Origin of the sequence: Variovorax boronicumulans NBRC 103145, from assembly GCF_001591345.1 — a bacterium.
GTDB lineage: Bacteria > Pseudomonadota > Gammaproteobacteria > Burkholderiales > Burkholderiaceae_C > Variovorax > Variovorax boronicumulans.
The window spans coordinates 71,144-84,321 of the sequence record NZ_BCUS01000012.1 but is presented as its reverse complement, the minus strand read 5'-3'; the positions used below and the strand labels follow the sequence as shown (position 1 = coordinate 84,321).

The window sequence follows — 13,178 nt, the reverse complement described above, 5'->3', positions numbered from 1 at the left end:
GCTGTCGGTGGCGCTGCTGGCGCACGGCGTCGAGCATCCGGCGCAACTGGCTGAGCTCGGCGACGACGCCTGGCGCGCCGTGATGCGCTTCGCCGCCACCGCCGCGGCCCTGAACTGCACCCGCGAGGGCGCCGATCCACCGACGCTGGAAGCCGTTCGCACGGCGCTTTCGCAGGAAGACAACGAGGCCGTCGCTTCCCGGCCCTGATCGATCCGTGCCGCCATGACCACGACCACCCGCAAACGCGCGATCCCTCGTCAACGCCAACCCGAACTGGAGCGCGACTTCGCGCGCTCCCCGTCGCTGGGCTACGAAGCCCCGGAAGAAACCGGCCTGGTGCGCTGCCTCGCGCACGGCTTTCCGAGCCCGCTGGTGCGATGGCACTTCCATGAAGACTACGAGCTGCACCTGATCACCGAGACCTCGGGCAAGGCCTTCATCGGCGACTGGATCGGGCCGTTCCAGCCCGGCCACCTCGTGCTGTGCGGGCCGCGCCTGCCGCACAACTGGATCTCGCTGGACGTGCCCGAAGAAGGCGCGGCCGGGCGCGACCGCGTGATCCAGTTCCGCCACGAGCCCATCGAGCGCGCGGCCGCCGAGATTCCCGAACTGCGCGACGTGATGCCGCTGCTCGACCGCGCGCGCCACGGCATCGAGTTCTTCGGCATGTCGGCGCAGGCGCTGGCGCACTGGGACGCCATCAAGGCCGCGCGCGGCGTGCGCCGCCTGGGCCTGTTCTGCGAGTTCATGGCCGACCTGGCCCAGTGCACCGACTACCGGCTGCTGTCGAGCGTGCAGATGCAGGGCGTGCAGGGCAGCGACGGCGATGCGCAGGTCGACCAGATCAACGACATCGTGAACCGCATCACGAACAACATGACCGACTCGATCTCGATGTCGGACGTCGCCGCCGAGCTGGGCATGAGCGAGAGCCGCTTCAGCCGCTTCTTCCGCCGCTCGACCGGCAACAGCTTCACCGACTTCGTGAACCGCGTGCGCATCAACAGCGCCTGCCACCTGCTGATGCAGACCGACCACTACGTGACCGACATCTGCTACCAGGTGGGCTTCAACAACGTGGCCAACTTCAACCGGCGCTTTCTCGAAATCAAGGGCATGACGCCGAGCGAGTTCAGGCGCCAGGCCGACACGCGCTTCGGCTGACTTCTTTCAAGGCGAACGCGCCCGCTCCGAAGGCGCCATCAGGGAGACCATCTTGTATCTGGGACTCGACCTCGGCACGTCCGAGCTCAAGGCATTGCTGCTCGCGGACGATCACCGCATCGTCGGCGTGGCACGCGCGCCGCTCACGGTCGACCGGCCGCACCTGCTGTGGTCCGAGCAGGCGCCCGCCCAGTGGTGGCAGGCGCTCGAGGCGGTCATGGCCGAGCTGCGCACCACGCATGCGAAGGCGCTGGCGCAGGTGCGCGCCATCGGCTTGTCGGGCCAGATGCACGGCGCCACGCTGCTCGACGCGGCGGGCGAGGTGCTGCGCCCGGCCATCCTCTGGAACGACGGCCGCAGCGGTGCGCAGTGCGAGGCGCTCACGCGCGCCGTGCCGCGCCTGGGCGAGATCGCGGGCAACCTCGCGATGCCCGGCTTCACCGCGCCCAAGCTGCTGTGGGTGCGCGAGCACGAGCCCGAGGTCTTCGCCCGCGTGGCGCGCGTGCTGCTGCCCAAGGACTGGCTGCGCTTCATGCTCAGCGGCGAGGCGGTCAGCGAGATGTCCGACGCGGCCGGCACGCTGTGGCTCGACGTGGGCGCGCGCGACTGGTCCGACGAACTGCTCGCCGCCACGGGGCTCACGCGCGCTCACATGCCGCGGCTGGTCGAGGGCAGTGAAGTCTCCGCGCTGCTCAAGCCGGAACTGGCGGCGCGCTGGGGGCTGTGCGAGGGCGTGAAGATCGCCGGCGGCGCGGGCGACAACGCCGCCAGTGCGGTCGGCATGGGGCTCGTGGAGCCGGGGCAGGGCTTCGTCTCGCTCGGCACGTCGGGCGTGGTGTTCGTCTCGACCGACCGCTTCCTGCCGAACCCCGCGCAGGCAATGCACGCCTTCTGCCACGCGCTGCCCAGGCGCTGGCACCAGATGTCGGTGATGCTCTCGGCCGCCAGCGCGGTGAGCTGGGCAGCGAAGACCTTCAAGTTCGCGGACGAGGCGGCGTTGCTCGAAGCGGCGGCATCGGTCGCGCTGGCGGACCGGGCGCGCTGCCCGCTGTTCCTGCCGTACCTGTCGGGCGAGCGTTCGCCGCACAACAACCCGAATGCGCAAGGGGTGCTGTTCGGCCTCACGCATGCGCATGGCCCCGCGGAGATTGCCTACGCCGTGGTCGAGGGCGTGAGCTTCGGGCTGCGCGATGGCTTCGACACGCTGCGCCTGCCGGCCGACATGCCGCTGCGTGAAGTCGCGCTGGTGGGGGGCGGTGCGCGCAGTGTGTGGTGGGGGCAGTTGCTGGCCGACATCTTCCAGGTGTCGCTCACGCTGTACGCGGGCAGCGAAACGGGCGGTGCGCTTGGTGCGGCGCGGCTGGCGTGGCTGGCCGATGGAGGTGCTGTGGCCGAGGTGTGCACGCTGCCGCCGGTGAAGCAGACGCTGACGCCTTCATCCGAAGGCGCTGGCGCACACAAGACGCGGCACGCGCGTTTTCAGGTGCTGTACATGGCGCTGCGCGACCAGTTCCGCTAGCCGGCACAACAACAAACCGAACGCCCATAAAAAAACCCGTCGCAAGACGGGTTTTTTGTTTCGCGAAACACCGCGGAACCGGCTTTGCCGGGCCGCAGGTGTTGCCCCCGGTAGGGGGTTGGCGTAGCGGACACGAAGTGCCGCGCAGCCTGGGGGCGAGCGAAATTACATGCCCATGCCGCCCATGCCGCCCATTCCGCCCATGTCGGGCATGCCGCCGCCGCCAGCGCCGGACTCGTCCTTGGGTGCGTCAGCAACCATGGCTTCGGTCGTCAGCAGCAGCGAGGACACCGAAGCGGCGTTCTGCAGTGCGGTGCGGGTGACCTTCGTCGGGTCCAGGATGCCCAGCTCGAGCATGTCGCCGTACGTGTCGTTCGCAGCGTTGAAGCCGTAGTTGCCCTTGCCGGCCAACACAGCGTTCACCACCACCGAGGCTTCGCCGCCGGCGTTGTTCACGATTTCGCGCAGGGGGGCTTCGATGGCCTTCAGCACCAGCTTGATGCCGGCTTCCTGGTCAGCGTTGTCGCCCTTGACCGACTCGCCCACGGCTTGCTTGGCACGCAGCAGTGCCACGCCGCCGCCAGCCACAACGCCTTCTTCCACTGCAGCGCGGGTGGCGTGCAGGGCGTCTTCGACGCGAGCCTTCTTTTCCTTCATTTCGACTTCGGTGGCAGCGCCAACCTTGATCACTGCCACGCCGCCGGCCAGCTTGGCCACGCGCTCTTGCAGCTTTTCACGGTCGTAGTCGCTGGTCGCTTCTTCGATCTGAACGCGAACTTGCTTCACGCGGGCTTCGATGTCACCAGCAGCGCCAGCGCCGTCGATGATGATCGTGTTTTCCTTGCCCACTTCGATGCGCTTGGCTTGACCCAGGTCGGCCAGCGTCACCTTTTCGAGCGTCAGGCCCACTTCTTCAGCGATGACCTTGCCGCCCGTCAGGATGGCGATGTCTTCCAGCATGGCCTTGCGGCGGTCGCCGAAGCCAGGAGCCTTCACAGCCACGACCTTCAGGATGCCGCGGATCGTGTTCACGACCAGCGTCGCCAGGGCTTCGCCTTCGACTTCTTCGGCAATGATCAGCAGCGGACGGCCAGCCTTGGCGACTTGCTCCAGCACGGGCAGCAGGTCACGGATGTTGCTGATCTTCTTGTCGAACAGCAGCACGAAGGGGTTGTCGAGCAGCGCCGATTGCTTCTCGGGGTTGTTGATGAAGTAGGGCGACAGGTAGCCGCGGTCGAACTGCATGCCTTCGACGACGTCGAGTTCGCTGTCCAGCGACTTGCCGTCTTCCACGGTGATCACGCCTTCCTTGCCGACCTTGTCCATCGCGTCAGCGATGAGCTTGCCGATGGTTTCGTCGCTGTTGGCCGAGATGGAGCCGACTTGCGCGATTTCCTTGGAGGTGGTGGTGGGCTTGGAAGCCTTCTTCAGCTCGGCGACCAGGGCCGTGACAGCCTTGTCGATGCCGCGCTTCAGGTCCATCGGGTTCATGCCGGCAGCCACCAGCTTGAAACCTTCACGAACGATGGCTTGGGCCAGGACCGTGGCGGTCGTGGTGCCGTCACCAGCGTTGTCGCTGGTCTTGGAGGCCACTTCCTTCACGAGCTGGGCGCCCATGTTCTGCAGCTTGTCCTTGAGTTCGATTTCCTTGGCCACGGACACACCGTCCTTGGTCACGGTGGGGGCGCCGAACGAACGCTCGAGCACCACGTTGCGGCCCTTGGGGCCCAGGGTCACTTTGACTGCGTTGGCCAGGATGTTGACACCCTCGACCATGCGTGCGCGGGCTTCTCCGCCGAAGACTACGTCTTTTGCTGCCATGATGAATTAACTCCGAATGGATTGAATTTGGATGGGATCGAAAGGAAGAGAAGAATTACTTCTCGACGACTGCGAACAGGTCGTCTTCCTTCATCACGAGCAGTTCGTCGCCATCGACCTTGACGGTCTGGCCGCTGTACTTGCCGAACAGGACGCGGTCGCCGACCTTGACGGTCAGTGCGGCCAGTTCGCCCTTGTCGTTGCGCTTGCCCGGGCCCACGGCCAGGACTTCACCCTGATCGGGCTTTTCGGCGGCTGCGTCGGGGATGACGATGCCGGAGGCGGTCTTGGTTTCGCTGTCAACACGCTTGACGATCACGCGATCGGCCAAAGGACGAAGTTTCATTGCATCTCCTGGAAGGGTAAGAAACGGGTTTGTTTGTGGTCGGGCGCCGGAGAAACCGGCGACCTGTCGACTGGATGGGAGGGCTGTTAGCACTCGTCAGCAGCGAGTGCTAATCATAAGGGCATTCGATGACCTTTCAAGGGCGGCGCCCTTGCCGCCGTTTGGCACCGCCGTGCTTTTCCGGGGAAACACCGGATGTCCGGGTGCCACCGGGCGGGACGTCTTGGGATATTTTGCCCGGGCAAAATAAGGCGATTCCCATGTCGCCGACGCACAGAGGTCGAACGTGCAGATTGCTTTTTTGTAATCCGGGTGATCGGCGGTGGACGGGCTTGGCTTCCTAGAGTCGCGGCATTCCGGCAACCTCCAAGGACACCATGACACACACCTTCCGCAACACCGTTTTCGCTGTAGGGGCCGCACTGGCCGCTGCTGGCGCCTTTGCCTCGGGCACCCATGCCGGTGGCCACGGCCACGATGCCGAAGCCGCCGTCGGCAAGCCCGGCGTAGCCGCCAAGGTGACGCGCACGGTCCAGGTCGACATGACGGACTCGATGCGCTTCACGCCGGCGGACATCAAGGTCAGGCAGGGGGAGACGGTGCGCTTCGTCGTAAAGAACTCCGGCGTCCTGAAGCACGAGCTCGTGCTCGGGACCGAGAAGGCGCTGCTGGCGCACTACGAGGCCATGAAGAAGAACCCCGAGATGGAGCATGCCGATCCGAACATGGTCACGCTGGCCGCGGGCAAGACCGGCGAGATCGTCTGGCAGTTCACCCAGGCCGGCAAGGTCGACTTCGGCTGCCTGCAGCCGGGCCACTACGACGCCGGAATGAAGGGCGCGGTGCTGGTGGGCAAGGCCGGCAAGTGAGCGTGATGCGCACGCGTCTTTCACGCGCCGGCCGCCATGCCGGCGCTTTTTCTTCCAGGGTATCGCGCGACAGGGCTTGACCTTCACATCGTGTCAACCTGGACACTGATCGCTTCCCCCTCAAGGGCTTCCCCCTTTCCTGTCGGAGAACGCGAATGAACGACACGTCCACCAGGCACGCAGGACACCCCCACGGTCATCACGGCCACCACGATCACCACGCATCGCACGGGCATGCGCCCGCGGACCCTGCGCAGCCCGCTGCGGAGGGCACGGTCTACACCTGCCCCATGCACCCGGAGATCCGGCAGGACCACCCGGGCAACTGTCCCAAGTGCGGCATGACGCTGGAGTCCGAGATGCCGACCCTCGACGAGGGCGAAGATCCCGAGCTGAAAGACTTCAAGCGGCGCTTCTTCTGGACGCTGCCGCTGAGCGTTGTCGTCACCGTGCTCGCCATGGCCGGCCACCGCCTGCAGTGGTTCGAGATGGGCACGCAAAGCTGGATCGAGCTCGTGCTCAGCGTGCCGATCGTGCTGTGGGCCGGCTGGCCGTTCTTTGTGCGCGCGGTGCAGTCGGTGGCGAACCGCAGCCCGAACATGTGGACCCTGATCGGCCTGGGCACGGCCGCCGCCTTTGTCTACAGCGTCGTGGCCACGGTGGCGCCCGGCGTGTTCCCCGCGTCGTTCGTGTCGATGGGGCGCGTGTCGGTCTACTTCGAAGCGGCGGCGGTGATCATTTCGCTCACCCTGCTGGGCCAGATCCTCGAGCTCAAGGCGCGCTCGCAAACCTCCGCGGCCATCAAGTCGCTGCTGGGGCTCGCGCCCAAGACGGCACGCCGGATCGGCGCCGACGGCACCGAGGAAGACGTGCCCATCGCCCACGTGCATGTGGGCGACAAGCTGCGCGTGCGCCCCGGAGAGAAGGTGCCGGTGGACGGCGTGGTGATCGAAGGCGGCAGCGCGGTCGACGAGTCGATGCTCACCGGCGAGCCGCTGCCCGTGACCAAGCGCGTGGGCGACAAGCTCATCGGCGCGACGCTCAACACCAACGGCGCCCTCGTCATGCAGTCGGAAAAGGTCGGCTCGCAGACCGTGCTCGCGAGCATCGTGCAGATGGTCGCGCAAGCCCAGCGCTCGCGCGCGCCGATGCAGCGGATGGCCGACCAGGTCGCGGGCTACTTCGTGATGACGGTGATCGCCATCGCGGTGCTGACCTTCTTCGCCTGGGGCTTCTTCGGGCCGCAGCCCAGCTGGGTCTACGGCCTTATCAATGCCGTGGCGGTGCTCATCATTGCCTGCCCCTGTGCGCTCGGCCTTGCGACGCCGATGTCGATCATGGTGGCCACCGGCAAGGCGGCCACGCAGGGCGTGCTGTTCCGCGATGCCGCGGCGATCGAGAACTTCCGCAAGGTCGATGCGCTCATCGTCGACAAGACCGGCACCCTGACGGAAGGCCGGCCGCAGTTCGAGCGCGCGGTGCCTGCGCCGGGCTTCACAGCCGACGAGGTGCTGCGCCTCGCAGCCAGCCTGGACCAGGGCAGCGAACACCCGCTGGCCGACGCCATCGTGCGGGCGGCGCGCGAGCGCCAGCTCGCGCTGGACACGCCCGAGGGTTTCGAATCGAGCAGCGGCATCGGCGTGAGCGGCGGCGTTGGCGGCCGGAAGCTGGCGCTCGGTAACACGGCGCTCATGGCACAGCTGCGCGTGCGGGTCGACGCACTCAAGCCGCAGGCCGAGGCGCTGCGGGCCGAGGGCGCGAGTGTCATGTTCCTGGCGGTGGACGGCCAGGCCGCCGGCCTGCTCGCGGTGTCGGACCCGATCAAGCCCACCACGCTGGAGGCGCTGGCCGCGCTCAAGGCCTCGGGGCTGCGCGTCATCATGGCCACGGGCGACGGGCTGACCACGGCTCGGGCCGTCGCCGCGAAGCTGGGCATTGACGAAGTGCACGGCGAAGTGAAGCCGGCCGACAAGCTCGCGCTGGTCGACAGGCTGCAGCGCGAGGGTCGCATCGTCGCGATGGCCGGCGACGGCATCAACGACGCGCCCGCGCTCGCCAAGGCCGACGTCGGCGTGGCGATGGGCACCGGCACCGATGTCGCGATGAACAGCGCCCAGGTGACGCTGGTCAAGGGTGACCTGCGCGGCATTGCGCAGGCGCGCGTGATCTCCGAGCAGACCATCGCCAACATGAAACAGAACCTCGGCTTCGCCTTCCTCTACAACGCGCTGGGCGTGCCGCTGGCCGCGGGCGTGCTGTTCCCGTTCACCGGCTGGCTGCTGTCGCCGATGATCGCGGCGCTGGCGATGAGCCTGAGCTCGGCGTCGGTGATCACCAATGCCTTGCGCCTGCGTGGCGCTACCTGGCGCGAGGCCTGAGAAGGCCCGCCAGGGCCTTCTGGTCTTCGGCCAGCTGCATGCGCATGAGCTGGAGCACGCGCACCGCCAGGCCGGACAGCGGCTGTCCCGGCGGCAGCACCAGCATGCCCGCGAAGGACACCTCCAGCGACAGCGGGCGCACGGCCAGGCCGCGCTGCGCGTACTCCAGCGCGGTGACCGGATTGACGACGCCGATGCCCATGCCGCTCAGGGCCATCTCGCACACGCTGGCCGCGTAAGGGGTTTCGACCAGCACGCTCAACGCGACGTTGCAGTCCGCCAGCGCCCGCTCCAGGCGGCGCCGGGACGCATCTTCCGGGTTGAGCGCGAGGAAGGGCTCTTCGGCGAGTTGATGCGGCTGGATGGTCCTGGCGCGGGCCAGCCGGTGTTTGGCATGCATCACCACCACGCCCGGAAAGCGCGCGAATTCGGAGTGCTCCAGGCCGGTCGTCGGCATCTCGTCGGCCATCAGCCCGAAGTCGACCTGGCGCCCCAGCACGGCCTCGTGCACCTCCCGCGAACTGAGCACCTGCAGCGAAATCTGCGGACGGGCGTCGGCGTCGCCGCGCTCGGCCACCAGCCGCGACAGCACCCGCGGCACGAAGCTCAGGCCGAAGGCCGGGTACACCGCCATGCGCAGCGTGTTGACGCCGAAGCGCTTGAGGCTGCGCATGCGGTGCTCGATGCTGCTCAAGCCCACGAAGACGCGCTCGACCTCGGCCAGCAGCGCCTGCGCTTCGGGCGTGGGGTGCAGGCGGCCGCGCAGCCGGCGGAACAGGGGAAAGCCCGCGGCTTCCTCCAGCCTGCGCAGCGACTGGCTGATGGCCGGCTGCGTCACGCCCAGCAGCGCCGCCGCCTTGCTCGCGGAGCCCACGGACATCACGGAACGGAACACCTCGATCTCTCGGAGCAACATATAACAACCGCTTATGGAGAAAGAATTTCGGGCGCGATCCGGATTATCTCCAGCGTCCTAGAGTTGGTGTCTTCAGCCACTTCCCGAAAGACGCGAGATGAACCTTCGAACAGCGCTTGCAGTGACGGTCCTGGCGTGTGCGGCGCCCGCATGGGCGCACGACTTTTCCAGCGACGTCGCCAGGTTCCAGACCCTCGCGGCCACCCGCAAGCCCGACAGCCCGCAGGCGGTGGCCGCCAAGCTGGCGCTGGAGCGGGCGCAGGGCGAGATGGAGCAGTCGGACGTGAAGATGCTGCTGCGCATCCGTTCGATGACCAACGCCGGCCTGCGTGCCCTCGGCGAGCAGCCGGCTTTGCTCACCAGCGAGTACAAGCGCCTGGAGGCGGCACTGGCCAACCCGAAGACGCAGGACCCGGCCCGGATCGCCACCGCCCGCGAAACCTTCACCCGCCTGGGCGTGGAGATGAAGGTCTACACCGACCTCGAAACCATGGCCGTCGAGCAGATGAAGCACGCGCTGCAGCTCATCGAATCGGCCCCCGCGAACTGACTTCCATCGTGAACCCATCCATTTCCCATCCCGGCACGTCCCCTGCGGACGCCGCCTTCGCCAGCCTGGCGCCGCCGGTGTGGCGCGCCTCCACAGTCGTCTTCGATTCGCTCGACGATTTCGTGCATCGCCGCACCCGCCTGCCGGACGGCTTCAGCTACGGCACGACGGGCACGCCGACGCAGCGCGCCCTCGAGGCGCGCATCGCCGAGTTGGACGGCGCCGCGCACGGCATCGTCTTTCCTTCCGGACAGGCGGCCATCTGCGGCGTGCTGCTCGCGCTGCTCCAGAAGGGCGACCACCTCTTGATGACCGATGCCGCCTACGGCCTGGCCAAGTCCTTCGCCGTCGAACGGCTGCAGGCGCTGGGCGTCGAGGTCGAGTTCTATGCGCCGCGCATCGGCGCGGGCATCGAGCGCCTCGTGCGCCCGAACACGCGGCTCATCTGGCTGGAGTCGCCCGGCACGGTGACGATGGAAGTCGAGGACGTGCCGGCGATCACCGCCGTGGCGCGCGCCCGTGGCGTGCTGACCGCCATCGACAACACCTGGGCCAGTCCGCTGGGCTTTGCCGCGCTGGCGCACGGCGTCGACCTGTGCGTTCACGCATGCACCAAGTACATGGGCGGCCATTCGGACGTGCTGATGGGCAGCGTCACCACCCAGGACGAAGGCCTGTACCGGTCCTTGCGCGGCCTGCAGTCGCTGATGGGTCTGGCCGTGAGCCCGGAGGACTGCTTCCTGGTGGCCCGGGGCCTGGACACGATGCAGGTGCGCATGGAGCGCCAGGCCGCCAGCGCGCGCCTGATCGCCGGGCAACTCGCCGCGCACCGCCTCGTGCGCCGCATGCTCTTTCCGGCGCTGCCCGGCGCGCCGGACCATGCGCTGTGGGCACGCGATTTCGCTCAGCCCGGCTGCGTGATGTCGCTGCAGCTCGTGGACTGCCCCTACGACGCCTACCGGGCGCTGTTCGCCGGCCTGAAGCGCTTTGCCATCGGCGCCAGCTGGGGCGGCGTGCGCAGCATCGCGGCCTTCTACCCGGCGGAGGAACTCGCCAGGCGCAATTTCTGCGACGTCGAAGGGCCGGTCATCCGCCTGTCGATCGGCCTGGACGACCCGCAGGCCCTGCGCGACGAGCTGCTGGGCGCGCTGGACGCCTGCGCCACGCGTTTCGATCTCTGATCCCCGACACCTGGAGCCCGCGATGACTTTCAAGCCGACCCTTCACGCCGCGTTGACCCGTTTCTTCCTCGCCATGGCCGGCTTCGCGCTGTGCGCAAGCGTTGCCGCGCAGACCGCGCCGCCGCTGGACGGCACGCTCAAGAAGATCAAGGACACCGGGGCGATCACCGTGGCCACGCGCGGCGCCTCGATCCCGTTCAACTACCTGGACGACCACAACAAGCAGGCCGGCTTCGCCTGGGAAATTTCGCAGCGCGTGGTCGCCCAGGTGAAGAAGGACCTGCAGCTCGCCCGGCTGGAGGTCAAGACCCTGGAAGTCACGCCGCAGACGCGCATTCCGCTGGTGGCCAACCAGACGGTCGACCTGGAGTGCAGCTCGACCACCAACAACGCCGAGCGGCAGAACCAGGTGTCGTTCTCGACGACCTTTTTCGTCGTGGGCGCGCGGCTGCTGGTGCGCAAGAACTCCGGCATCAAGCACTGGGCCGACCTCGTGGGCAAGAACGTCGTGGTCAGCGCGGGCACCACGGCGGAGCGCATGCTGCGGCAGCTCAACGAGAAGAACAAGTGGGGCATCCAGATCATCCTGGCCAAGGACATCAACGAGAACTTCCTGACCGTGGAAACGGGGCGCGCGGTGGCCGCGACGCAGGACGACATCATTCTCTTCAGCAACATCGCCCGCGCCAGGAACCCGGCGGACTGGGAGGTGGTCGGCGTGCCGCAGCAGAAGGAAGCCTATGGCTGCATGCTGCGCAAGGGCGACGCGGCGTTCAAGAAGCTTGTCGACGGCGTGATCACCGGGATGATGCGATCGGGCGAGTTCACCGCGTTGTACGAGAAGTACTTCCTCAAGCCCATCGCGGTGAAGGGCAGCGTGACGGTCAACTTCCCGATGTCGCCCGACATGCAGGAGCTCGTGCGCCATCCGAGCGACCAGCCGCTGTAAGGCACGGACGCGGCCACCCCTTCACGAACCGAACCGCCTCCCGGCACCCTTCGCGATGCACTACACCTGGGATTGGTTGATCTTCTTCAAACCCTCGGTCACGGGGGAGGGCCTGTACGGCCTGATGCTGGTGCGCGGGTTGCTGTGGACGGTCGCGCTGTCGCTGCTGGCCTGGACGCTGGCATTGGGCCTGGGCCTCATCGCCGGCGTGGCACGGACGCTGCCCCACCGGACGGCGCGCACGCTGTCGGCGGTGTACATCCACTGCTTTCGCAACACGCCGCTGCTGGTGCAGCTGTTTCTCTGGTACTTCGTGGTGCCGGAGCTGTTGCCGACCGCCTGGGGCCATGCGATCAAGCAGATGAACCCGACCGCGAACCAGTTCCTCACCGTGCTGGTGGGCCTCACGCTCTACACGGCGGCGAAGGCGGCCGAGCAGGTGCGCGCGGGCATCGAGTCGGTGCCGCGCAGCCAGAAGCAGGCGGCCATGGCGATGGGCCTGGGAACCGTGGCGGCCTACCGCTACGTGATCCTGCCGCAGGCCCTGCGCATCGTCATCCCGCCGCTGACCTCGGACTTCCTGAACGTGTTCAAGAACTCGGCCGTCGCGCTGACGATCGGGCTCATGGAACTCACCGGGCAGACGCGCCAGCTCAGCGAGTTCAGCGCCCATCCCTTCGAGGCCTTCATCGTGGCGACGCTCATCTACATGGCGATCACCTACGGCGTGATCGTGCTGATGCGCCGCATCGAACATCGGGTGCGCGTGCCCGGGCTGCTGGGCGCCGCGTGATGGGCTACGACTTCGATTGGGTCGCCCTGCAGCGCGCCTGGCCCTACCTGCTGCAGGGCCTGCAGATGACCGCCTTGCTGGTGGCGGCCTCCATGGCCGCCGGCATCGGCCTGGGGACCCTGCTGGCGATCACGCGGATCTTCGCGCCGCGGCCGGTGGCGGCGCTCGTGGCGGGGTACGTGAACCTGTTCCGCTCGATCCCGCTGATCCTCACGATCCTGTGGATCTACTTCCTGATGCCGGTGGTGCTGCGCGCCGTGACCGGCGACCCGAACCTCGGCGTCGGGCCGATCTACGCCGCGCTCGTGGCGTTCGTGCTCGCGGAGTCCGCCTACTACTGCGAGATCATCCGCGCCGGCATCGGCAGCGTGCGCGCCGGCCAGATGCAGGCGGCGCAGTCGCTGGGGATGTCGCCGGGGCAGGCCCTGCGGCACGTGATCCTGCCGCAGGCGTTTCGCAACATGACGCCCTCGCTCATCAACCAGACCATCGCGCTGCTCAAGGACACCTCGCTGGTCTACGTGATCAGCCTGAACGACTTTCTCGGCGCCGCCAGCAAGGTGGGACAACGCGACGGGCGCGTGGTCGAGGTCTACATCCTGGTCGCCGTCGTCTACCTGGTGCTGTGCACGGCGGGTGCCTGGTGGGTCACGTGGCTGCAACGGCGCAAGGTGGCGGCGGCGACCTGAGG

The 13,178-nt window shown here is 67.6% G+C and carries 12 protein-coding genes and 1 pseudogene; 10 read left to right on the top strand and 3 right to left on the bottom strand.

Annotation, left to right across the window (positions count from 1 at the left end):
- The 3 genes and pseudogenes from VBO01S_RS05910 to xylB form a co-directional block, all read left to right on the top strand.
- Positions 1–208 (top strand): annotated as a pseudogene (locus tag VBO01S_RS05910) (carbohydrate kinase family protein); the annotation flags it as partial.
- A gap of 15 nt (positions 209–223) precedes the next feature.
- Positions 224–1,165, top strand: coding sequence for an AraC family transcriptional regulator (locus tag VBO01S_RS05905; protein ID WP_062471853.1), 942 nt, complete (start codon positions 224–226; stop codon positions 1,163–1,165).
- Positions 1,166–1,217: 52 nt separating this feature from the next.
- Positions 1,218–2,684 (top strand): xylulokinase, encoded by a 1,467-nt coding sequence (gene xylB, locus VBO01S_RS05900; RefSeq protein ID WP_062471850.1) that lies wholly within the window; start codon positions 1,218–1,220, stop codon positions 2,682–2,684.
- Positions 2,685–2,849: 165 nt separating this feature from the next.
- On the opposite strand, the gene groL is transcribed toward xylB, so the two are convergent.
- Positions 2,850–4,505, bottom strand: coding sequence for a chaperonin GroEL (gene groL / locus VBO01S_RS05895; RefSeq protein ID WP_042579049.1), 1,656 nt, complete (start codon positions 4,503–4,505; stop codon positions 2,850–2,852).
- A 55-nt stretch (positions 4,506–4,560) separates the two neighbouring features.
- Complete coding sequence (locus tag VBO01S_RS05890; RefSeq protein WP_056572926.1) at positions 4,561–4,851, bottom strand: co-chaperone GroES; 291 nt, start codon at positions 4,849–4,851, stop codon at positions 4,561–4,563.
- A gap of 377 nt (positions 4,852–5,228) precedes the next feature.
- Here VBO01S_RS05890 and VBO01S_RS05885 point away from each other — a divergent pair, with 377 nt between their 5' ends.
- Positions 5,229–5,720: a cupredoxin domain-containing protein gene (locus VBO01S_RS05885; protein WP_062471848.1), complete on the top strand. Its 492-nt coding sequence runs from the start codon at positions 5,229–5,231 to the stop codon at positions 5,718–5,720.
- A 155-nt stretch (positions 5,721–5,875) separates the two neighbouring features.
- Positions 5,876–8,098 carry a copper-transporting P-type ATPase gene (locus VBO01S_RS05880; RefSeq protein ID WP_062471845.1) on the top strand — a complete coding sequence of 741 codons (2,223 nt, stop codon included), beginning with the start codon at positions 5,876–5,878 and terminating at the stop codon, positions 8,096–8,098.
- Here VBO01S_RS05880 and VBO01S_RS05875 read toward each other — a convergent pair.
- A complete protein-coding gene (locus VBO01S_RS05875) occupies positions 8,079–9,014 on the bottom strand; it encodes a LysR substrate-binding domain-containing protein (protein WP_062471843.1) in 936 nt (311 codons plus the stop codon). The genes VBO01S_RS05880 and VBO01S_RS05875 overlap by 20 nt on opposite strands.
- Before the next feature lie 97 nt (positions 9,015–9,111).
- Here VBO01S_RS05875 and VBO01S_RS05870 point away from each other — a divergent pair, with 97 nt between their 5' ends.
- From VBO01S_RS05870 to VBO01S_RS05850, 5 genes are read left to right on the top strand one after another with little or no spacing between them, the layout of a single operon-like run.
- On the top strand, positions 9,112–9,564 hold the full coding sequence (locus VBO01S_RS05870; RefSeq protein ID WP_143599057.1) for a hypothetical protein: 453 nt from the start codon (positions 9,112–9,114) through the stop codon (positions 9,562–9,564).
- Between the two features lie 8 nt (positions 9,565–9,572).
- The gene (locus VBO01S_RS05865; RefSeq protein ID WP_062471838.1) at positions 9,573–10,745 is read left to right on the top strand and encodes a trans-sulfuration enzyme family protein; all 1,173 of its coding nucleotides are present in this window, start codon (positions 9,573–9,575) and stop codon (positions 10,743–10,745) included.
- A 22-nt stretch (positions 10,746–10,767) separates the two neighbouring features.
- Positions 10,768–11,694: a transporter substrate-binding domain-containing protein gene (locus VBO01S_RS05860; RefSeq protein ID WP_082817998.1), complete on the top strand. Its 927-nt coding sequence runs from the start codon at positions 10,768–10,770 to the stop codon at positions 11,692–11,694.
- A 55-nt stretch (positions 11,695–11,749) separates the two neighbouring features.
- On the top strand, positions 11,750–12,487 hold the full coding sequence (locus VBO01S_RS05855; RefSeq protein WP_062471835.1) for an amino acid ABC transporter permease: 738 nt from the start codon (positions 11,750–11,752) through the stop codon (positions 12,485–12,487).
- Positions 12,487–13,176 carry an amino acid ABC transporter permease gene (locus VBO01S_RS05850; protein WP_062471832.1) on the top strand — a complete coding sequence of 230 codons (690 nt, stop codon included), beginning with the start codon at positions 12,487–12,489 and terminating at the stop codon, positions 13,174–13,176. Before VBO01S_RS05855 ends, VBO01S_RS05850 begins: the two co-directional genes overlap by 1 nt.
- Positions 13,177–13,178 lie beyond the last annotated feature (2 nt).

Coding starts and splice junctions, on each gene's coding strand:
- VBO01S_RS05890 (WP_056572926.1), bottom strand. CDS start 4,851: ATGAAACTTCGTCCTTTGGCCGATCGCGTGATCGTCAAGCGTGTTGAC.
- VBO01S_RS05905 (WP_062471853.1), top strand. CDS start 224: ATGACCACGACCACCCGCAAACGCGCGATCCCTCGTCAACGCCAACCC.
- VBO01S_RS05860 (WP_082817998.1), top strand. CDS start 10,768: ATGACTTTCAAGCCGACCCTTCACGCCGCGTTGACCCGTTTCTTCCTC.
- VBO01S_RS05875 (WP_062471843.1), bottom strand. CDS start 9,014: ATGTTGCTCCGAGAGATCGAGGTGTTCCGTTCCGTGATGTCCGTGGGC.
- groL (WP_042579049.1), bottom strand. CDS start 4,505: ATGGCAGCAAAAGACGTAGTCTTCGGCGGAGAAGCCCGCGCACGCATG.
- VBO01S_RS05870 (WP_143599057.1), top strand. CDS start 9,112: ATGAACCTTCGAACAGCGCTTGCAGTGACGGTCCTGGCGTGTGCGGCG.
- VBO01S_RS05855 (WP_062471835.1), top strand. CDS start 11,750: ATGCACTACACCTGGGATTGGTTGATCTTCTTCAAACCCTCGGTCACG.
- VBO01S_RS05885 (WP_062471848.1), top strand. CDS start 5,229: ATGACACACACCTTCCGCAACACCGTTTTCGCTGTAGGGGCCGCACTG.
- VBO01S_RS05850 (WP_062471832.1), top strand. CDS start 12,487: ATGGGCTACGACTTCGATTGGGTCGCCCTGCAGCGCGCCTGGCCCTAC.
- VBO01S_RS05880 (WP_062471845.1), top strand. CDS start 5,876: ATGAACGACACGTCCACCAGGCACGCAGGACACCCCCACGGTCATCAC.